This is a genomic window from Streptomyces sp. NPDC041124 (assembly GCF_055592385.1).
This window is the reverse complement of record NZ_JBVIYR010000011.1, coordinates 168368-188779: the sequence shown is the minus strand read 5'-3', so window position 1 is coordinate 188779 and position 20412 is coordinate 168368. Positions and strand designations below refer to the sequence as shown.

The following is a 20412-nucleotide window of genomic DNA, read 5'->3' as shown; positions in this document are numbered from 1 at the left end:
TCAGGAGACCCGTGAAGCCCGGCGTTCCATCGCGTCCCGCGCCGCGTCCTCGCTGGTGTACACCTCACACATGTGCCGTCCGTCCGGCGTGAGCGTGTGCTCGACCTCCCACAGGGACAGCTCCACGCCGTCGCCGAGCAGGAACGCGTGCTCGTAGAGCGAGAAGGGCAACGCCTGCCGCCCGGCACGGGACGGGCGGCCGAAGGCCTGCGTGATCCGGTGCGCACAGGCCGTGCTGAGCAGCGCCGCCGTCTCCCTGCCCGGCCGGTCCGGGTTCTCCGCCCTGCGCAGTAAGCGGCGCGCGTGGTCCGCGGACCCGTCGGAGACGTAGGTCTGCCGCAGGACCGGAGCCGGGGCGGGCAGCACCGTCACCGGCAGCTCGAAGTCCGGGGCGTCCGGCGGCAGCGGAAGCCGGGCCGTGGCCGTGCGCAGTTCCTCCTCGTCCACGTATATCTCGTGCTGCGGCTCGCTGCCGCGCGCGGTGTTGTGGACCAGCTCCCAGAGCGTGACCGCCGAACCGTCGGCGAGCAGCCAGGTGTGCCGGTACGTCTCCCGGTGCAGCCCGGCGCTGTGATGCGCGGAGTGCAGCGAACCGTCGTGCGCCAGCGCGCAGTCCAGCCGGCGGACCGTCTCGTCCGGCAACTCGAAGGAGTTCAGCGCGCGGCCGAGGAGTCGCGCGAGGTGCTCCTCCGGAGGCTCGGGCGGGTCGGGTGGTTCGTACGCTGCCGTGTCGTACGGAACGCTCAAGGTTCCTCCCGGCGTTGCTGCATGTCACCTTGTGGGTGCATACCGTAGCCCCTCGGTCGGACATCGTGTCCGGGGAACAGGAAAACGTCTGACGGGAAAACGGCCGGGCGGTGCGAGGAATTCCCCCGACGTGCAGCGGAACAACAACTCTTCCCGGCCGGCGGGCACTTCACCGCCCCCGCCGGCAGTCCGCCCGCGCGCCGGTACCGCCGCACTCATGGCCGGCCGTACAACTGCCCGTACGACGGCCACGCCCCGCCCGGACCGTCCACCGGCTCGGCGGCACGCACCGCTCGGACGATCGCCCGGGTCACCATGTCCGCGCCCGCCGCGAGCACGTCGTTCAGGGCGAGGGGATCGGCCGCGTCGAGCGGGCGCCCGCCCGTGGCCAGGGTGAAGACGGTGTCGCCGTCGCTGAGCAGGTGCACCGGCCGTACGGCCCGCGCGATGCCGTCGTGAGCCGTGCCGGCGAGCTTCTGCGCCTGCGCCTTGGACAGGCCGGCGTCGGTGGCCACCACCGCCAGCGTGGTGTTCAGCGGGGGAGGGGCGTTGCGTGCCGCCGACTCCGCCAGCCGCCGCAGCGCGGCCTCGTGCACCTCCGCCGCCGGGTAGCGCACCCGGCCCTGGAACAACTCCCCGTACAGCACCCCCGTTTCCGGGTCCATCGCCGACCCCGCCGCGTTGGCCACCACCAGCGCGGCCACCGTGATCCCCGACTCCAGCACCGTGCTCGCCGTGCCGATGCCGCCCTTCACCAGCCCCACGACCGCGCCCGTCCCGGCGCCCACGGAGCCCTGCGGCACCGGCGCGCCGGGCTCGGTGGCGGCCGCGGCCTCGACCGCCGCCCGGCCGGTGGCCGCGTCCGGCCGGGCCCGGAACGCGCCGCCCCGGCCCAGGTCGAAGACGCAGGCGGCCGGCACCACCGGCACCACGTGCGCGGGATCCGGCCCGACGCGCACCCCGCGCCCCCGCTCCTCCAGCCAGGCCATCACCCCGGACGCCGCGTCCAGCCCGTAGGCGCTGCCCCCGGTCAGCACGACCGCCTCGGCCCTCTGCACCAGGTTGCGCGGATCGAGCGCGTCGGTCTCCTTGGTGCCGGGTCCGCCGCCGCGCACGTCCACCGCGGCCACGGCCCCGCCCTCGGGCGCGAGCACGACCGTGGTGCCGGTGAGCCATCCGTCACCGGCCCGCGTGGCGTGCCCCACGCGCAGACCGGCCACATCCGTCAGAGCATCAGCTGTCATGGGCTCAGTCCTGCCCGGCCGGGCGCGGCCGTACCCTGGACGTATGAGTACCGCCCCCGATCCCCGGCCGCGTGAGCCGAAGCCCGCGCTGGTCTTCGACGACCCGATGGACCAGCGGTCATCGGACGACACCGACCGCGGGTGGGGCGAGCGCCCGTCCGGCGACAGCGCCGCCGATCTGAAGCGCTTCCTCGACGAGAAGCCGCCCCACCACCTCTGATCCGCCTGCCGCCGGAGCGCTCTACCGTCCGCCCGGCCCCGTGCCGCTCTGCCCGGTGCCGTACTGCCCCCCATCGCGGTCGTACTGCCCCGCCCCGCGCTGGGCGACGAGGGTGTCGCGGATCTCCTTGAGCACCTCCAGCTCGGTGATCTCGATGACCTCGTGCGCGCCCTCCTTCGCCTTCCTGCGGGCCTCCACCCGGGCCAGGTACTTGGCCATGGGCAGCACCATCAGGAAGTAGACGACCGCGGCGGTGATCACGAACTGCAGCGTCGAGCCGAGTACGGAGCCCCAGAGGATCCTGACGCCGGTCGCGGCGTCCCCGGTGCCCTCGCAGGGACCCTTCAGACACGAGCTGTAGCTGTCCAGGTTCTTGGTGCCGAAGGCACCGACGAGCGGGTTGATGACGCCCTTCACGACCGCGTTGACGATGTTGGTGAAGGCGGCACCGATGACCACCGCCACGGCCAGATCGACGACGTTGCCCCGCATCAGGAAGGCCTTGAAGCCTTGCAGGACGCTCGTCTTCTCCTGGTCGCTCACTTCGGGGCCTCATTTCTCGTGCGTAGCGTGCGGAAGAAAGCGCTCCGCAACCTACGCCACACCCGTGCCGACCTGTCCAATCGCGGCATACGAGGGACCGGACCGGACCGACCGGCCGGGGCGCCGGGCCCGGGAGGGCGGGAGTCACCACAGCGTCACCGCCAGTCGTGCCGTGGCGCTCGCACCGGCCAGGCCGGCCGCCGTGGAACGCGGCACCGACAGCACGACGAGCGCCCCGCCGTCGCCCGCGTCACCCGCTCCGTCCGCCGGTTCCGGCACCTCCGTGACCCGTGCCCCGCGGGCCACCACCCGGACGTCGCTGCCGGCCGCCGTCTCCTCGGCGGCGATCACGTCCACCCGGTCGCCCGGCCGCAGCAGTCGTACCGTGGCCGCGTCGGCGATGCGAACCGGCGCCGACACCGTCGTGCCCGCGTGCCCCGGCCGGACGGACGGCCGGTCCCCGGGGGATGTCGGGGCGGCCCGCACGCCGGACGGCCCCGCGGGGTGCCCGCGTGACCGGTCCGCCTCCCGCGGGCCCGCCGCGACGAGCGCCGCCGCCGTGACCGCGAGGCCCACCGCCACGGCCCGCCTGCGGTGTCGTACGAGCCGGCCCGGGAGCGGCAGACCGCCGCGCACCCGCACCGGTGCGAAGTGCGGCACCTCGCACGGGGGAGGGACATCGGCGCCGGGCGGGCGAGGGACATCGGGGGAGGGAGAACGGGCGGGGGCGGGGGAGAGAGAGGGGAGGCGGAACGATGAGGGAGGACGACGGGACACGGCTACCACCACCTGCGACGAGGGACCGGCTTGCGGCTCCCACGATGAGGCCCGCGGCCTCTGCCCGCCGGGCACTGTGGACGCACCACGGCCCTGTGGACAACCCCGCCACCCGAACGCGATCCTCCGACCTCCGCACGCGGGTTCCCCCGCTCTCCGCACGCGGGTTCCCCCGGCCCTCCGCATGCGGGTTACCGACCTCCGCAGGGGAGTCCCCCGCCCACGGCACGCGCGAGACCAGCGGCTCCGAACAGGCCGCCCCGCACTCCACCGCCCGCCCCCGCCGAACCGTTACGGCAGCGCGAACCCCGGGTCCATCCCGCCCAGCGCCGACGCACACAGGCAGTCCCGTTCCCCCGTCGCCGGCAGCGCGGCCACCGCGTCGAAGAGGACGCCCCGCAGCCGGTCCACGTTGGCGGCGAACACCCGCAACACCTCGTCGTGGGAGACGCCCTCACCGGTCTCGGCTCCGGCGTCCAGGTCGGTGACGAGCGTGAGGGACGTGTAGCAGAGCTCCAGCTCACGGGCGAGCGCCGCCTCGGGGTGACCGGTCATGCCCACCACCGACCAGCCCTGCGCCCGATGCCACAGCGACTCGGCGCGGGTGGAGAAACGCGGCCCCTCCACCACGGCCAGCGTGCCGCCGTCCACCGGCTCCCAGTCCCGGCCCCGCGCCGCCTTCAGCGCTGCCGCCCGCCCGACGGGGCAGTAGGGGTCGGCCAGGGACACGTGGACGACATTCGGCACGGTGCCGTCCGGCAGCGGCAGCCCGTCGAAGAAGGTGTTCACCCGGGACTTCGTCCGGTCCACGAACTGGTCCGGCACCAGCAGCGTGCCCGGCCCGTACTCGGGCCGCAGCCCGCCCACCGCGCACGGCCCGAGGACCTGACGGGCGCCGACCGACCTCAGCGCCCACAGGTTGGCGCGGTAGTTGATGCGGTGCGGCGGCAGGTGGTGGCCGCGCCCGTGCCGCGGCAGGAAGGCGACCCGCCTGCCCGCCACCTCGCCGAGGAACAGGGTGTCACTGGGGGCCCCGTACGGGGTGTCCACCCGGACCTCGGTCACGTCGTTGAGGAAGGAGTAGAAGCCGGAGCCGCCGATCACGCCGATCTCGGCCTTCGCCATGTTCGCCATGCCCGCACCCTAGCGGGACCGGAAAACGCCGAAGACCCCGTCGTCGGGCGACGACAGGGTCCCGCGGGAATACACCCCTACACGGCGGTCATGTCCACGCGGCGGTCGTGCTGACGCGCCGATCGTGACTGCACGCCTGTCGGGCTTACGCGGCGGTCGTGCTCGTGGAGCCGGCGGAACCGGAGGAGCTCGACGAGCCGGACGACGCGCTCGAACCCGAACCCGAGTCCGAGGAGGACGACGACGCGCTCGCACCGGAGGACTTCGACGCCGGCGAGCTGCTCGACGAGGAGCCGCGGCTGTCGTTGCGGTAGAAACCGGAGCCCTTGAAGACGATGCCGACGGCCGAGAACACCTTCTTGAGGCGGCCCTGGCAGTTGGGGCACTCGGTCAGCGCGTCGTCGGTGAACTTCTGCACCGCCTCGAGGCCTTCGCCGCACTCGGTGCACTGGTACTGGTAGGTCGGCACTGTCTTCCTCCTGGCACTCTCACTCGATGAGTGCTAACGACGGTCCATAGTGACGTATTCCGTGGGTTCAGTCCACTGCGACGGGCTCGCGGTGACCCACGCCACGCGCGACGGTACGCCCGCGCGGGGCCGCCGCCAGCCGCGACCGCAGCGCCAGCAGCGTCGCCAGGGCCAGCACCGTACCGCCCATCGGGACCAGGAATCCGGCTCCGTCCCACAGGCGGTCCTCCAGCTGGCCGGCGACCGTGACGGCCGCCGCCTGACCGAGCGCGACCGCTCCGGTCAGCCAGGTGAACGCCTCGGTGCGGGCCCCGGCCGGGACCAGGTCCTCCACCAGGGTGTAGCCGGTGATCAGGGCGGGTGCGATGCACATGCCGACCAGCAGGCCCAGCCCGGCCAGCAGCAGCGACGAGTGGGCGGTCCACAGGGCCGAGGCGGTGAGCGCCAGTGCCGCGTAGGCGAGGAGCAGACGGCGCTGCAGGGCCATCTTCCAGGCGATGGCGCCGCAGGCGATGCCGGCGATCATGTTGCCCGCCGCGAAGACGCCGTACAGGACGCCGTTCAGCCCGGGGTTGCCGATCGACTCGGTGTACGCGGCCAGGGAGACCTGCATGCCGCCGAAGACGGACCCGATGCCGAGGAAGGTCACGATCAGCACCCGCACCCCGGGGACGCGCAGCGCGGAGGCGTGCTCCACACGGGTGTGCCCCGTGCGTGCGGCGACCTGGGGCTGGGTGCCCTTCTGCGCGGCGAACAGCAGACCGCCGACCAGGGTGAGCGCGGCCTCGGTGACCAGGCCGGCGGCCGGGTCGACGGCCGTGCACAGGGCCGTGGCCAGCAGCGGGCCGACGACGAAGGTGAACTCGTCGGTGACGGACTCGAAGGCCGCCGCGGTGGCCATCAGGGGGGAACCCTTGAGCTTGACCCCCCAGCGGGCGCGCACCATGGGCCCGACCTGCGGCACCGAGGCGCCCGTGGGCACGGCGGCGGCGAACAGGGCCCACAGGGGTGCGCCGGTCAGGGCCAGCGTGGTGAGGGCGACGCCGGACACGGTGTGCACGAGGACACCGGGCACCAGGACGGCCCGCTGCCCGTAGCGGTCGGCGAGGCGGCCGCTGTAGGGCGCGAAGAGGGCCATGGCGACACCGGTGACGGCGGCGACGGCACCGGCCGCCCCGTAGGAGCCGGTGGTGTGCTGCACCAGCAGCACGATGGAGAGGGTGAGCATGGCGAACGGCTGGCGTGCCGCGAAGCCGGGGAGCAGGAACGTCCACGCGCCGCGCGTACGCAGCAGCCGGCCGTATCCCGGGCGGGAGGCGGCCGGGTCCGGAGACGTGGTGACCGTGGATGCCACGGCCCGTGCCTTTCTGCCACCTGGTAGCGCCCCGCGCGCGGGGCGTGCGGGAGCGCCGAGAGCTGTCCTCTTGCGCTGACTGCGGTAGATACCGGCGCCACAGCTCAGGGCGTTCCGGCCGCCATACGGTCGCGCCAGCTCTGCGTCAGGCAGAGTTGGTTCGATCTGGGGTCGCTTGCATAGTACAGGGGGCCGCGGGCCCGTCCGGCTGTGAAAAGGGGCACGCTGCCTGGGGGAACGGGCACGCTGCCTGGGGGAACGGGCACGCTGCCTGGGGGAACGGGCACGCTGCCTGGGGGACGGACACCCTGCGCGGGGGAACGGGTGTCCCCGGCGGCGGAGGGAGCCGCCCGGTCAGCGTTCCGCCCGCGAACCGTCCGTGCCCAGCCAGCCGGCGAGCTTGCCGCCCCGGCCCACCGCGCGCAGGCGCCGTTCGGCGGCGTCGCGCACCGGGTCCGTGGCGACGACGAGCAGTTCGTCCCCGCGTCGCAGCACCGTCGAGGGCGCCGGGACGAAGGACGTCTCCTCGCGCACGACGAGGGTGACGGCGGCGCCCGCCGGCAGCCGCAGTTCGCCGACCTCCACTCCGTGCATCCGCGATTCCGCGGGGATGGCGACCGACAGCAGGTGCCCGCGCAGCCGTTCCAGGGGCGCCGACTCGATGCCGAGGTCGGCGGCGCCGGAGTCCTCGCCCAGCCGCAGCTTCCGGGCCAGCCAGGGCAGCGTCGGGCCCTGGACCAGGGTGTAGACGACGACCAGGACGAAGACGATGTTGAAGATCCGCTCGCTCCCGTCGATGTCCTGCACCATCGGGATCGTCGCCAGGATGATGGGCACGGCGCCGCGCAGCCCCGCCCATGACATCAGCGTCTGTTCCTGCCAGGGCACCCGGAACGGCAGCAGGCACACCACGACGCTCAGCGGGCGGGCCACCAGGGTGAGCGCGAGCCCGATGAGCAGCGCGGGCACGATGTCGTCGCCGAGTTCGTGCGGGGTGACCAGCAGGCCGAGCAGGACGAACATGCCGATCTGGGCGATCCAGCCGAGTCCTTCGGCGAACCCGCGGGTGGCGGGCCAGTGCGGCAGTCCGGCGTTGCCCAGCACCATCGAGGCGAGGTAGACGGCGAGGAAGCCGCTGCCGTGTGCGGTGGCGCCCACCGCGTAGGCGGCGACGGCGATGGCCATGACGGCGATCGGGTAGAGGCCGGAGGCGGGCAGTGCCACGTGCCGCAGCCCCAGGGCGCCGAGCCAGCCCACCGCGAGTCCGATGGCGGCGCCGATGGCCAGCTCCAGCGCGATCTCGCCGATCAGCACGTACCAGTGCTCGACCGGTCCGGCCGCCGAGAAGGCGACGACCAGGATGACGACGGGGGCGTCGTTGAAGCCGGACTCCGCCTCCAGGGTGCCCGTCACCCGGGAGGGCAGCGGGATTCTGCGCAGCACCGAGAAGACGGCCGCCGCGTCGGTCGAGGAGACCACCGCGCCGATGATGAGCGCCTGCCGCCACTCCAGCCCCACCAGGTAGTGCGCCGCCGACGCCGTGACCCCGACGCTCACGGCGACGCCGGCCAGGGAGAGCGCGGTGGCGGCGGGCAGGGCCGGTTTCGCCTCGCTCCACTTGGTGCCGAGGCCGCCCTCGGCCAGGATCACGACGAGGGCCGCGTACCCGATGACCTGTGTCAGCTCGGCGTTGTCGTAGGCGACGTGGCCGATGCCGTCCTGGCCGATGGCGACGCCTATGCCCAGGTAGACGAGCAGGCTGGGCAGCCCGCTGCGCGAGGAGATCCGGACCGCGACGACGGCCACGAGCAGCACGACCGAGCAGACGAGCAGCAGCTGGTTGAGGTGGTGGACAGTCAGCGGCCGTTCCCTTCCCTCACTCAGGCGCGTCCGCGCGTGAGCTCACGTACATCGCGTGTGATCCACCGCCACGGCGGCAAACTACTTCGTTACCTTACCTAACTCTTGACGCTTTCTTGACGCTGTTCACGGCATGATCGAACGTCCGTCCGGGCTGGTTCCCGACTCCGCGTCAAGACGCGCGGGGCCCTGCGCCTATCGTTGCTCCAGCGCTCAGTTAAAAGCACAGCCCCGACCTGCCGCTCGCGTTAGGACAGCAAGGACAGCGATGCCCACCGACACCACCGTCTCCACGGGTCAGCAACCCGGCAAGTCCGGCAGGAAAAGAGGGCGCAAAGCGCGTCTGTTCGTGCTCGTCCTGGTGCTGGCCCTGATCGGCGGTGTCGCCTACGGGGGATACTGGTCGGTCAGCACCGTGCGTGCCTCCTTCCCGCAGACCAAGGGCTCGATCACGCTCCAGGGACTCTCGGGGACCGTCGACGTCAAACGCGACGGCCACGGCATCCCGCAGATCTACGCCTCCTCCGACGAGGACCTGTTCATGGCGCAGGGCTACGTCCAGGCGCAGGACCGGTTCTACGAGATGGACGTGCGCCGGCACATGACCGCCGGGCGCCTGTCGGAGATGTTCGGCAAGGGGCAGGTCGACAACGACGCGTTCCTGCGGACCCTCGGCTGGGAGCGCGTCGCCCAGGAGGAGTACGACAAGAAGCTCTCCCCCGCGACGAAGAAGTACCTCCAGGCGTACGCCAAGGGCGTCAACGCCTACCTGGAGGGCAAGGAGGGCAAGGAGATCTCGCTGGAGTACGCGGCGCTGGGCTTCGAGAACGACTACGCGCCCGGGGAGTGGACCCCGGTCGACTCCGTGGCCTGGCTGAAGGCGATGGCCTGGGACCTGCGCGGCAACATGCAGGACGAGATCGACCGGGCGCTGATGACCAGCCGTCTCGGCCCGAAGCAGATCGCCGACCTGTACCCGGCGTACCCGTACGACCGGAACAAGCCGGTGGTCCAGGAGGGCCAGTACGACGAGCTCACCGAGGCCTACGAGGCGAGCGGCTCCGGCGACGGCGACGGGACCGGGACGGGCGCGGGGAACGGCGACGGGACCGGAACCGGCGACGGCGACGGGACCGGGACCGGCACCGGCACCGAGGGCTCGGCCGTCGAGAGCCAGCTGGCGGGCCTCCAGCAGGTCCTCCAGGACCTCCCCACCGCCGTCGGCGTCAACGGTGACGGCATCGGCTCCAACTCCTGGGTCGTCGCCGGTGACCACACCATCACCGGTGAGCCGCTGCTCGCCAACGACCCGCACCTGTCGGCCTCGCTGCCGTCCGTCTGGTACCAGATGGGCCTGCACTGCCGCAGCGTCTCGGAGAAGTGCCAGTACGACGTCACCGGCTACACCTTCGCGGGCATGCCCGGCGTGATAATCGGCCACAACCAGGACATCGCCTGGGGCCTGACCAACTCCGGCGTGGACGTCACCGACCTCTACCTGGAGAAGATCACCGGCGACGGCTACCAGTACGGCGACAAGGTGGTGCCGTTCGAGACCCGCGAGGAGACCATCAAGGTCGCCGGCGGCGCCTCGCGCAAGATCGTGGTCCGTACGACCGACAACGGCCCGCTGCTCTCGGACCGTTCCGACGAGCTGGTGAAGACCGGCAAGAAGGCCGCCGTGAACAGCGAGGCCCCCGACCGGGGCGACGGCTACGGCGTCGCACTGCGCTGGACCGCGCTGGATGCGGGCCGCACCATGGACTCCGTCTTCGCCATCAACCGCGCGAAGGACTGGGACGACTTCCGCGAGGCGGCCACGCTGTTCGAGGTGCCCTCGCAGAACCTCGTCTACGCGGACACCGAGGGCCACATCGGCTACACGCTGCCCGGGAAGATCCCCACCCGCGCGGAGAAGCACGACGGTGCCGTCCCCGCTCCCGGCTGGGACCCCGACTACGAGTGGACCGGCTGGGTCGAGCAGGACGAGCTGCCCTACGAGTTCGACCCCGACCGCGGCTACATCGTCACCGCCAACCAGGCCGTCGTCGGCGAGGACTACCCGTACACGCTGACCACGGACTGGGGTTACGGCGCCCGCAGCCGGCAGATCACCGACCTGATCCAGGCGAAGATCAAGGGCGGCGGCAAGCTCTCCACCGACGACATGCGGCAGATGCAGCTGGACAACTCCAGCTCCATCGCCAAGCTGCTGGTGCCCGAGCTGCTCAAGATCGACACCGGTGACCCGGACGTGCGCGAGGCGCAGAAGCTGCTGGAGGGCTGGGACTACACCCAGGACGCCGACTCGGCGGCCGCCGCGTACTTCAACGCCGTGTGGCGCAACATCCTCAAGCTCGCCTTCGGTCACAAGCTGCCCAAGGAGCTGCGCGTCGAGGGCCAGTGCCTGTGGGTCGACCCGGTCAACCCCACCGGGCCCGCCGACGAGGTGAGCAAGGTCCGCGAGTGCGGGCAGCGCGCCCCCGACCAGGCGCAGCCGGACGGCGGCGACCGCTGGTTCGAGGTGGTCCGCACGCTGATGGAGGACGAGGACAGCGAGTGGTGGACGACCCCCAAGAGGGGCACCCGGCCCGCCGCCGACAACCGTGACGACCTGTTCAAGCGGGCCCTGATCGACGCCCGCTGGGAGCTGACCGCCAAGCTCGGCAAGGACATCGACTCCTGGAGCTGGGGCCGGCTGCACCGCCTGTTCCTGAAGAACCAGACGCTCGGCACCGAGGGGCCCGGCTTCCTGCGGTACGCCCTCAACCGCGGCCCGTGGGCGCTCGGCGGCGGAGAGGCCACGGTCAACGCGACCGGCTGGAACGCGGCCGGCGGCTACGAGGTCGTGTGGGTGCCGTCCATGCGGATGGTGGTCAACCTCGGTGACCTCGACAAGTCGCGGTACATCAACCTCACCGGCGCCTCCGGACACGCCTACAGCTCGCACTACGTCGACCAGACGGACATGTGGGCGAACGGCGAGCTGCTGGAGTGGCCGTTCTCCAAGGAGGCGGTCGACAAGAGCACGCAGGACACGCTGCTGCTCAAGCCCTGACCCGGGCGGTCCCGCCGCCGGCATCGGCCTCCACGCGCGCGTGGAGGCCGATGCGCGTCTCAGGACCTTCCGTCGGCGGGTCGCTCGTCGGACGGCTCGAAGCGTCGCACCCCGGGCGGCCGGCCGAACCTCCGCACCCCGGACGGCGTCACCACCGCGTGCACGGGCCGGTCGTGCGGCTCCACCGGGACCCGCCCGACGACCTCGGATCCGTACAGCAGCACCACCAGCGCCGGACGCGCGCCCGCACGGTGCAGCCGCGCGAGGACACGGTCGTACGAGCCGCCGCCGCGTCCCAGCCGCATCCCGCGGGTGTCGACGGCCAGTCCGGGCAGCAGGACGGCGTCCGCCTCCGCCACGGCGTCCGGCCCGAGGCGTTCCCCGGCCGGCTCCAGCAGGGTCATGCGTCCGCCGCGCCGCACCCGCGCGAGTGAGCCCTCGCCCGTGTACGTCCCCCAGTCGAGGTCGTTGTCCGGCAGCAGCACGGGCAGCAGTACGCGTACGCCCCGGGCGCGCAGCGCGTCCAGCAGCGCGAGCGTGCCGGGTTCGCTCCCCACGGAGACGTACGCCGCGACCGTGCGCGCCCGGGCCAGTTCGGGCAGCGCGAGTGCCTGCCGGGCCAGCCCGGCCGCGTTCTCCCGCACGTCATCCGCCGTCAACCCGTCCCTGGCCCGGAGGATTTCGCGCCGCAGCGTCCGCTTGTCAGACTCGTCCCCGCGATCGTTGTGTCTCAAGTCTGTACCCGTACCGTTCTAATATGCTCATATGAGCGGTAATTAACCGGAGTCGCAGATTCCCTGCCAACACACCGGATATGGTGTCCGCCATGTCACAGTCACACCCTCGGATCAGCAAGGCTGTCATCCCCGCGGCGGGTCTCGGCACGCGGTTCCTTCCGGCCACCAAGGCCACTCCCAAGGAGATGCTGCCGGTCGTCGACAAGCCGGCGATCCAGTACGTGGTCGAAGAGGCCGTCTCCGCCGGTCTCGACGACGTCCTCATGGTCACGGGCCGCAACAAGCGCCCCCTGGAGGACCACTTCGACCGCAACTACGAACTGGAATCCGCCCTTCAGAAGAAGGGCGACGCCGACCGCCTTGCCAAGGTCCAGGAGTCCAGTGACCTGGCCACCATGCACTACGTCCGCCAGGGCGACCCCAAGGGCCTCGGCCACGCCGTCCTGTGCGCCGCCCCGCACGTCGGCAACGAGCCCTTCGCCGTCCTCCTCGGCGACGACCTGATCGACCCGCGCGACCTCCTGCTCCAGCGCATGATCGACGTCCAGCAGCAGTACGGCGGCAGCGTCATCGCGCTCATGGAGGTGGCCCCCGAGCAGATCCACCTCTACGGCTCCGCCGCCGTCGAGGCCACCACGGACTCCGACGTCGTCAAGGTCAGCGGCCTGGTCGAGAAGCCCGCCCCCGAGGACGCGCCCTCCAACTACGCCATCATCGGCCGCTACGTCCTCGACCCGGCCGTCTTCGGCATACTGCGCAAGACCGAGCCCGGCCGCGGCGGGGAGATCCAGCTCACCGACGCCCTCCAGCAGCTCGCGCAGGACGAGAAGATCGGCGGTCCGGTGCACGGCGTCGTCTTCAAGGGCCGCCGCTATGACACCGGCGACCGCGGCGACTACCTCCGTGCCATTGTCCGGCTCGCGTGCGAACGTGAGGACCTGGGACCGGACTTCCGGACCTGGCTCCACCGTTACGTCACCGAGGAGATGCAGCAACGTTGAGCACCGCCGCGCCCCGCACCGCAGGACCGGACCACCTCTGGTCGGTGGACGAGCACCTGGACGACATCCTCGCGACCGTCCGGCCCCTCGAACCGATCGAGCTGCAGCTCCTCGACGCCCAGGGCTGCGTCCTGGTCGAGGACATCACGGTGCCGGTGTCCCTGCCCCCGTTCGACAACAGCTCCATGGACGGGTACGCGGTGCGGGTCGCGGACATTGCGGGCGCGAGCGAGCAGTACCCCGCGGCCCTCGAGGTGATCGGGGACGTCGCCGCCGGCCAGGCCGACCTCCTCCACGTCGGTCCCGGCCAGGCCGCCCGCATCATGACCGGCGCCCCCCTCCCGCCCGGCGCGGAGACGGTCGTCCCCGTCGAGTGGACCGACGGCGGCCTCGGCGAGGGCCCGGTGACCGGCATGCGCGCCCGCAGCCTGGCGCCCGAAGGCGCCGTCGGCCAGGTGAGCGTCCACCGCCCCGCCCCGGCACGCGCGCACGTGCGCGCCAAGGGCAGCGACGTCAGAGCCGGCGACCGCGCCCTGAACGCCGGCACCGTCCTCGGCCCCCCGCAGATCTCCCTCCTGGCCGCCATCGGCCGCGGCACGGTCCGGGTCCGCCCGCGCCCGCGCGTGGTGGTGCTCTCCACCGGCAGCGAACTCGTCCAGCCCGACGAGCGACTGCGCGCCGGCCAGATCTACGACTCCAACAGCTTCGCCCTCACCGCCGCCGCGCGGGACGCCGGCGCGATCGCCTACCGCGTGGGCGCCGTCGCCGACGACGCCGCCGGCCTGCGCGACACCATCGAGGACCAGCTGGTCCGCGCCGACCTGATGGTCACCACCGGCGGCGTGAGCGTCGGCGCGTACGACGTCGTCAAGGAGGCGCTGTCGTACGCGGCGGACGAGGACGAGCCCGGCAGCGGAGTCGACTTCCGCCGGCTCGCCATGCAGCCGGGCAAACCGCAGGGCTTCGGCTCCATCGGCCCCGACCACACCCCCCTGCTCGCCCTGCCCGGCAACCCGGTCTCCGCGTACGTCTCCTTCGAGCTGTTCGTCCGCCCCGCCATCCGCACCCTGATGGGCCTCACCGACATCCACCGGCCCAGGACCCGCGCGAAGCTCACCGCGGAGCGGGCACTCACCTCGCCCAGGGGCCGCCGCCAGTTCCTGCGCGGCCGGTACGCCGACGGCACGGTCACGCCCGTGGGCGGCGCCGGCTCCCACCTCGTCGCCGCCCTCGCGCAGGCCAACGCCCTGATCGTCGTCCCCGAGGACGTCGAGTCCCTCGCCCCCGGCGCCGAGGCCGACGTGGTCCTGCTCGGCTGAGCACGGACGGTTGGCGGTACCGTGTCGCGCACAGCAGGCCCGAGCGCCGCACCGCCGGGCCAGGACCGGGAGCGCCACACGATCATGACCGTGCCATCCCGGGGGGCGACCCCCGGATCCTCCGCATCCGCCGACACCTCGGGACCCTCAGAGCAGTCCCGTCTGACCCACATCGACGCGGCGGGCGACGCCCGCATGGTGGACGTGTCCGCCAAGGACGTCACCGCCCGCACCGCGCGGGCCACCGGCCGGGTCCTCGTCGCCCCGCGCGTGATCGAACTGCTGCGCGGCGAGGGCGTCCCCAAGGGCGACGCGCTCGCCACCGCCCGCATCGCGGGCATCATGGGAGCCAAACGCACCCCCGACCTGATCCCGCTGTGCCACCCCTTGTCGGTGTCCGGTGTGAAACTGGACCTGTCGGTCGCGGACGACGCCGTGGAGATCGCGGCGACCGTCAAGACGACGGACCGCACGGGCGTGGAGATGGAGGCGCTCACCGCGGTCTCGGTCGCCGCCCTCACCGTGATCGACATGGTCAAGGCGGTCGACAAGGAGGCGGTCATCACGGACGTGCGGGTGGAGGAGAAGACGGGCGGCAAGTCGGGCGACTGGAGCCGGGCATGACACTCGACGCGACGGCGGGCGGCGCGCTGCCCGCTCCCTACAGCGCGCTGGTGGTCACGGCCTCCAACCGGGCCGCCGCCGGGGTCTACGAGGACAAGGGCGGCCCGCTGATCGCGGAGGGCCTGCGCCGCTTCGGCTTCACCGTCGACGGCCCCCAGGTCGTGCCGGACGGCGATCCCGTGGAGGCCGCCCTGCGCGCGGGCGCCGAGGCGGGGTACGACGTCATCGTCACCACCGGCGGCACCGGCGTCTCGCCCACCGACCGCACCCCCGAGGCGACCCGCCGGGTGATCGACCACGAGGTCCCCGGCATCGCGGAGGCCATCCGCGCGCACGGCCGGGACAAGGTGCCCACGGCCGCCCTCTCCCGGGGCCTCGCCGGAGTCGCGGGCGGCACCCTGATCGTCAACCTGCCCGGGTCCAGCGGCGGGGTGAAGGACGGGCTCGCCGTCCTGGAACCGCTGCTGCGGCACGCCGTGGACCAGCTGCGCGGCGGGGACCACCCCCGGCCGGACGCCAGTGGCGGGGGTGCGAGCTGAACAGCCCACACTGGCCGGCCGAGCTGGTGGACGGCGACATCGTCCTCCGGCCGATAAAGCTGCGCGACCAGAAGGCCTGGCGCGAGGTCAACCGGCGCAACCGCGACTGGCTGCGGCCCTGGGAGGCGACCATCCCGCCGCCCGCCCCCGGCGGCCCGATCACCCACCGTCCCACCTACCGTCAGATGGTGCGTTACCTGCGCGCGGAGGCGAACGCCGGCCGGATGCTCCCGTTCGTCATCGAGTACCAGGGGCGTCTCGTCGGGCAGCTGACGGTCGCCGGGATCACCTGGGGCTCGATGTGCTCGGGCCACGTCGGCTACTGGGTGGACGAGTCGGTGGCCGGACGCGGGGTGGTGCCGACGGCCGTGGCGATGGTCGTGGACCACTGTTTCCGCACGGTCGGACTGCACCGTATCGAGGTCTGCATTCGCCCGGAGAACGGGCCGAGCCGCAGGGTCGTGGAGAAACTCGGATTCCGCGCGGAGGGTCTGCGCCCGCGCTATCTCCACATTGACGGGGCCTGGCGCGACCATCTCGTCTACGCGCTCACGGCTGAGGAAGTCCCCGACGGTCTTCTCGCCCGATGGCGCCGGACCCGCTCCCAGGAGCGCTCCGGCCACGAGCTGCCCGGACACGACCGGCGCCACCGGGGAATCCCGCACGGACCGGGTAATTGAATAAACGTTCGAATTTGATCGCCGGGTGACCGGCCAGGGGTACGGAATTTCCTGGTTCGAGCGGCCATCTGGTCGCCGTCTGATCGAGCCGGTCACAAGAAAAGTTCGAAATATCAGCCAGATCGTGCGACACACCGGCCCAATTGGCGGATGGCCCCCTCCAAACCCCTCTACCGTGTGAGGCGTGAGCAGCAGCGGCCTCATCTACGCAGTCATTGTCGGGGCCTGGGCCGCCTACTTGGTGCCGATGTGGCTCCGTAGGCAGGACGAGCTGAACGAGGCCCGTCCGACGGAACGCTTCAGCACCGCCATCCGATTGCTGTCAGGACGGGCGGGCATGGAGCGCCGGTACGCCAAGGACCTGCGGGCGCGCACCTCCGACGAGGGGGAGCAGGGCGTCCACGACCCGGATGCGATCACCGACTCGGTGGACGTCCGGGCCTTCGCCGTGTCCCAGACCCGTCCGCAGACCCAGGCACCCGTACCGTCGCTCCCCGAGGAGCAGCCGGAACCGGCGACCGCCGACCGCCCGGCACGCCCCCCGCGCGAGCACGCGGAACGGCCCGCGGCCGACCCCGCCCCCGTGCCGGGAGGCGTCCCGGCCGCCCGCCGCACAGCGGACATCCGGCGCGAGCGTGCGGCGCAGGCCGCGGCGGCCCGCGCCCGGCGCACCAAGGCACTCGCCCGCCGCCGGCGCACCACCACGCTCCTCTTCGTGGCCTTCACACTCGGCGCGGTCGTCGCGGCCGTCGGCGGACTCGCCTTCCTCTGGGCACCCGGCGTGCCGGCCGTCCTGCTGAGCTCCTACATCGTCTACCTCCGCTCCCAGGAACGCCGCCGCTTCGCCTACCAGATGGACCGCCGCCAGGCCGAGGTCGCGGCGCAGCGGCTGCGCGAGCGCCAGCCGCGCCGCCGCCCGTTCGCCGCCGACACCGACCCCGACGAACCGGAGGGGCCGGAAGCGGGAGCCGACACCGACCCGGGCCTCACCGCGCTGGCCGCGGACCGGCGCGCGCTCGTCGAGCAGACCGACCACGCCGAGTGGGTCGACCAGCAGCGCGAACGGCAGCGGCGTCCCGGCCAGGGCGGCGACAGCTGGGACCCCGTTCCCGTACCGCTCCCCACCTACGTCACAGCGCCGGTCGCGCCGCGCGCCGCCGGCGACGTGGACCTCGGCGCACCGGACACCTGGAGCTCGGCCCGCTCCAGCGCGGTACCGGCCGAGGAGACGGCCCCGGCGTCCGTCCCGGCGTCACAGCCGGAAGAGGCCGACCCCGACCCCGACGCCGACGACCGCAGCGACGCCCGCCGCGCCGCCTCCGCCCGCCGCTCCCGCGAACGCGGGCGCACCCCCCTCTTCGACCAGTACGAGGACGGCGACCGCCCGAAGGCCGCCAACGAGTAGCGCCCGGCCAACGGATTTCCGGGCAGCCCGATCGGGATGCTAAAGTTTCACTCGTTGCAAGGGCCTGTGGCGCAGTCCGGTAGCGCACCTCGTTCGCATCGAGGGGGCCAGGGGTTCAAATCCCCTCAGGTCCACTGCACAGTTGGAAGCCCCCGCCGAGACATCGGCGGGGGCTTCCTTGCGTCGGCCTGTGGCGCATGTGGTGTGCATCACGTGCGCGGCAAGGGTGGTCCGTTACGCCTCCCCGCTGGGCCCGGCCCCGTTCAGGCTCCGGGCCTTCGGCCTTCTGATCCTGTGCTGCCGGTCGGATGCGGCAGCCGCCAATCCGTCAGAACCGTTCGACCGTCTGACCTTCCGGAACCTTGTAGCATCCGGACACGACTTCGATGCTCAGCTTCGGCGGATCGTTCTTGACCCTCTGTGTGATCTTCACACCGGTCTTTTTCTCGCCGTGGTCAGCAATCAGAGTGGTGTTCTCGTTCCTGCTGTTGTCGGCCCCGTACTCGACGATCTTCCATCCACTCCGCGGCAGTGCCGATTTCAGCCGTTCCATGGCCACATCGAGGTCGCTTGGCGAAGCCGGGTAGAAGCTCCACGGATGGAAGACCGAGAAATGCGTCTGCGGGTCCTTTCCTGGACATTCCGACACTCCCGGGCGACTGTCGGATGCCCTCCCTTTGACGCCGATCAGATCATAAATGCCGCTGGATACCTTTTCCAGCGCGTCAGATGCGTCGCTTGACGTGCTGGTGCCGGCGAAAGGGGCTTCCTTGGATTCTTTGTCAGCCATGCCGCATCCGGTGAGTGTGGTAATGAACAGTGGAACAGTGAGTGCAAGAGCACTCAATTCTCGTCTCACTTAGGCCTACTTAATCGGGCTGGGGTGCGAGCTATTTAACGTGCGCCCATGGGTCGGGCGGCGGATTCAAAGGAACGTCATCACCTTTCCCGACGACGATCAGAGCCTGGTTCTCCAGAATCTGTTTGTCCTTCTTCCAGTAGTCGCTGTGCCCTTCGCTGTCGACGGACATCTGGTTGGCGCCGAACCCGGGATCACTGGGAATGACGAAGCCATCTCCACCGTGGCCCCAGCGGCCGATGTCCGGAACCACGTCTCCGTCGGCTTCCGCGTTCCATACGTGTCCCGCGGGTACATCGAGTTCGTCTGCGCGGGACACCTTGACCCCCGGGCTACCCGCCAGAATCACGTCGTCGGCATTGAGGCGACCTGTCTCTGCCGCGGCGCCGACGAGGGTCGTCCCGTATGAGTGGGCAATCACCGTGGTGTGCGAGGGGATGTCGCCAACGCGTGACGCTTCGAGTCCGTCCATGAAGTTCCGGAACGCGGGTGCGCCGTCATACGCGTAGTGCTCGAAGGGAGCGTCCTTTACCACGGCGTCGGGCGCGTCATAGCCCAGCCAGGTAATGGTGGAAACGGACCCGCCGTCTGCTTCGTCATTGGCCTTGCGCCAGAGGTTCTCCATGCGATCCATGTTCCCTGCGATGCCTGCCAGGTCAGACTCGGTGCCGGGAACGTAGACTGCCGTGTGATCGGCGGTGCCGGGATTTCCGTTGGCCACGATCGCGCGACCGTCGTTCTCTGCGCTGAAGCCAAGCAGATATGCTTCAGGTAATCCGTTCTTCCCGGCCGCCTCGATGCGGCTTTGGATTGCGTTCATGCCGTCGACTGGTTTCTTCATCTCCTGGTACTGCTCGTTCCAGGCTCTCCACTCCTCTGTGGGGATCTTCGCCGTCCAGCGCTCGCCTGTCTGCGCGTTGATGATCTCACGCTCGGTGTAAGCGGGTTTGGGTTCCTTGGCCAACAAGGAATTCAGTTCGGCCTGTGCGGCACCGTGTGTTCCGGCCAGCACGGTTCGATTCGCCTCGTCGCGCACGTCGGCCGGAAGGCCGTCCATCCATCCGATCGTTCCCGGGTAGGCAGCGAGGTAGCTCCAGCGCTCTTCCTCGCTGAGGCCTCGCCACCACGTGGCGTTCTGTTCGGGGCTGCCGTCCTTCGGCGGTTGTGGGAGGGAGTTGAGGTACTCCCCACCGGCTGCGCGTACGCCTGCCGTGTCCGAGGACGTGTCCGCCCAGTCCTCGGCGGAGACGGTGAGGTCGTCGTCCGCCTTCAGGGCGCGCAGCTTCGGTGCCCACTTCTCGTCGGCTTCCGTGGCGTCCTTGAGGGCGCTGGCGATGAGGTCGGCGCAGTCCCGGGCGAGGCGGTGGTTGGGGTTGGGATCGAAGTTGGCGGCCTGGCGGCCGACAGCGGAGGCCGTGCCGTCCGTCAGCCCGCTGACCGTGCCTCCCGGAGGGGTCTTGCCGTCGTCGGACTTCTCCCCGCCCGCCGGGTAGGTGACCGAGCCGTCGGGGTTCACGGTGAGACCCGCCGTCTTGGCGTGCGCCAACGCGGTGTCGAGTTTCCTCTTGGCCGCTTCCAGCTCGTAAGAGAACGCTTCGAGAGCGGTGCCGATGAGGCCGCACTGGGTCTGGATGTAGTGGAAGTTCTGGCCGAGGAGGGCGACCTGCTTACTCGCCTCTTCCTGAGCCTTGCCCTTCAGGTCGGTTCGCATGGCCACGGCGATCCGGTTCTCGATGTCATCCTTGGCCGCGCTCGCCATTTTCGCGGTACTGCGGTAGCCGTCGGCAGCCTCGGAGTACTCGGCCGGCTTGAGTGCTTTGAGCGTCGCGAGATCCATGAGGG

Annotated in this window: 19 protein-coding genes and 1 tRNA gene; 9 read left to right on the top strand and 11 right to left on the bottom strand. The window is 71.4% G+C overall.

Going from position 1 to position 20412, the window contains the following annotated elements:
* Both ACZ6A9_RS27505 and ACZ6A9_RS27500 read right to left on the bottom strand, forming a co-directional pair.
* A complete protein-coding gene (locus tag ACZ6A9_RS27505) occupies positions 1-747 on the bottom strand; it encodes a DUF6227 family protein (RefSeq protein ID WP_468990413.1) in 747 nt (248 codons plus the stop codon).
* Between the two features lie 215 nt (positions 748-962).
* Complete coding sequence (locus ACZ6A9_RS27500) at positions 963-1991, bottom strand: P1 family peptidase (RefSeq protein ID WP_468990411.1); 1029 nt, start codon at positions 1989-1991, stop codon at positions 963-965.
* Positions 1992-2034: 43 nt separating this feature from the next.
* Here ACZ6A9_RS27500 and ACZ6A9_RS27495 point away from each other — a divergent pair, with 43 nt between their 5' ends.
* A complete protein-coding gene (locus ACZ6A9_RS27495; RefSeq protein ID WP_468990408.1) occupies positions 2035-2211 on the top strand; it encodes a hypothetical protein in 177 nt (58 codons plus the stop codon).
* 21 nt (positions 2212-2232) lie between these two features.
* Here the strand turns inward: ACZ6A9_RS27495 and mscL are convergent, their stop codons facing one another.
* The 6 genes from mscL to ACZ6A9_RS27465 form a co-directional block, all read right to left on the bottom strand.
* A complete protein-coding gene (mscL, locus tag ACZ6A9_RS27490; RefSeq protein ID WP_468990405.1) occupies positions 2233-2754 on the bottom strand; it encodes a large conductance mechanosensitive channel protein MscL in 522 nt (173 codons plus the stop codon).
* Positions 2755-2898: 144 nt separating this feature from the next.
* A complete protein-coding gene (locus tag ACZ6A9_RS27485) occupies positions 2899-3414 on the bottom strand; it encodes a hypothetical protein (protein ID WP_468990400.1) in 516 nt (171 codons plus the stop codon).
* A 408-nt stretch (positions 3415-3822) separates the two neighbouring features.
* Positions 3823-4665 carry an S-methyl-5'-thioadenosine phosphorylase gene (locus ACZ6A9_RS27480; RefSeq protein WP_468990397.1) on the bottom strand — a complete coding sequence of 281 codons (843 nt, stop codon included), beginning with the start codon at positions 4663-4665 and terminating at the stop codon, positions 3823-3825.
* 145 nt (positions 4666-4810) lie between these two features.
* The gene (locus ACZ6A9_RS27475; protein ID WP_468990395.1) at positions 4811-5134 is read right to left on the bottom strand and encodes an FmdB family zinc ribbon protein; all 324 of its coding nucleotides are present in this window, start codon (positions 5132-5134) and stop codon (positions 4811-4813) included.
* A gap of 67 nt (positions 5135-5201) precedes the next feature.
* Positions 5202-6488: an MFS transporter gene (locus ACZ6A9_RS27470; RefSeq protein WP_468990391.1), complete on the bottom strand. Its 1287-nt coding sequence runs from the start codon at positions 6486-6488 to the stop codon at positions 5202-5204.
* 354 nt (positions 6489-6842) lie between these two features.
* The gene (locus ACZ6A9_RS27465) at positions 6843-8372 is read right to left on the bottom strand and encodes a potassium/proton antiporter (RefSeq protein ID WP_468990789.1); all 1530 of its coding nucleotides are present in this window, start codon (positions 8370-8372) and stop codon (positions 6843-6845) included.
* Between the two features lie 244 nt (positions 8373-8616).
* Here ACZ6A9_RS27465 and ACZ6A9_RS27460 point away from each other — a divergent pair, with 244 nt between their 5' ends.
* Entirely contained in the window at positions 8617-11406 is a 2790-nt protein-coding gene (locus ACZ6A9_RS27460) for a penicillin acylase family protein (RefSeq protein WP_468990388.1), read from the top strand.
* Between the two features lie 59 nt (positions 11407-11465).
* Here ACZ6A9_RS27460 and ACZ6A9_RS27455 read toward each other — a convergent pair whose 3' ends face one another.
* Complete coding sequence (locus ACZ6A9_RS27455) at positions 11466-12140, bottom strand: 5-formyltetrahydrofolate cyclo-ligase (protein ID WP_468990386.1); 675 nt, start codon at positions 12138-12140, stop codon at positions 11466-11468.
* Positions 12141-12232: 92 nt separating this feature from the next.
* On the opposite strand from ACZ6A9_RS27455, the gene galU reads away from it, so the two are divergent.
* From galU to ACZ6A9_RS27420, 7 genes are all read left to right on the top strand, one after another.
* A complete protein-coding gene (gene galU / locus ACZ6A9_RS27450) occupies positions 12233-13144 on the top strand; it encodes a UTP--glucose-1-phosphate uridylyltransferase GalU (protein WP_468990384.1) in 912 nt (303 codons plus the stop codon).
* Positions 13141-14463 (top strand): molybdotransferase-like divisome protein Glp, encoded by a 1323-nt coding sequence (gene glp, locus ACZ6A9_RS27445; RefSeq protein WP_468990381.1) that lies wholly within the window; start codon positions 13141-13143, stop codon positions 14461-14463. The genes galU and glp overlap by 4 nt, the downstream gene beginning before the upstream one ends.
* 84 nt (positions 14464-14547) lie before the next feature.
* A complete protein-coding gene (gene moaC, locus ACZ6A9_RS27440; RefSeq protein ID WP_468990379.1) occupies positions 14548-15087 on the top strand; it encodes a cyclic pyranopterin monophosphate synthase MoaC in 540 nt (179 codons plus the stop codon).
* On the top strand, positions 15084-15626 hold the full coding sequence (locus ACZ6A9_RS27435; RefSeq protein WP_468990376.1) for a MogA/MoaB family molybdenum cofactor biosynthesis protein: 543 nt from the start codon (positions 15084-15086) through the stop codon (positions 15624-15626). The genes moaC and ACZ6A9_RS27435 overlap by 4 nt, the downstream gene beginning before the upstream one ends.
* Positions 15627-15652: 26 nt before the next feature.
* Positions 15653-16306 (top strand): GNAT family N-acetyltransferase, encoded by a 654-nt coding sequence (locus tag ACZ6A9_RS27430; RefSeq protein ID WP_468990374.1) that lies wholly within the window; start codon positions 15653-15655, stop codon positions 16304-16306.
* Positions 16307-16490: 184 nt separating this feature from the next.
* Positions 16491-17711, top strand: coding sequence for a divisome protein SepX/GlpR (sepX, locus tag ACZ6A9_RS27425; protein ID WP_468990371.1), 1221 nt, complete (start codon positions 16491-16493; stop codon positions 17709-17711).
* A 60-nt stretch (positions 17712-17771) separates the two neighbouring features.
* Positions 17772-17845 (top strand) — tRNA-Ala (locus ACZ6A9_RS27420).
* A 194-nt stretch (positions 17846-18039) separates the two neighbouring features.
* Here ACZ6A9_RS27420 and ACZ6A9_RS27415 read toward each other — a convergent pair.
* Positions 18040-18501: a hypothetical protein gene (locus ACZ6A9_RS27415; RefSeq protein ID WP_468990369.1), complete on the bottom strand. Its 462-nt coding sequence runs from the start codon at positions 18499-18501 to the stop codon at positions 18040-18042.
* Between the two features lie 100 nt (positions 18502-18601).
* Positions 18602-20407, bottom strand: a complete 1806-nt coding sequence (locus ACZ6A9_RS27410) for an alpha/beta hydrolase (RefSeq protein ID WP_468990367.1) — start codon at positions 20405-20407, stop codon at positions 18602-18604.
* Positions 20408-20412 lie beyond the last annotated feature (5 nt).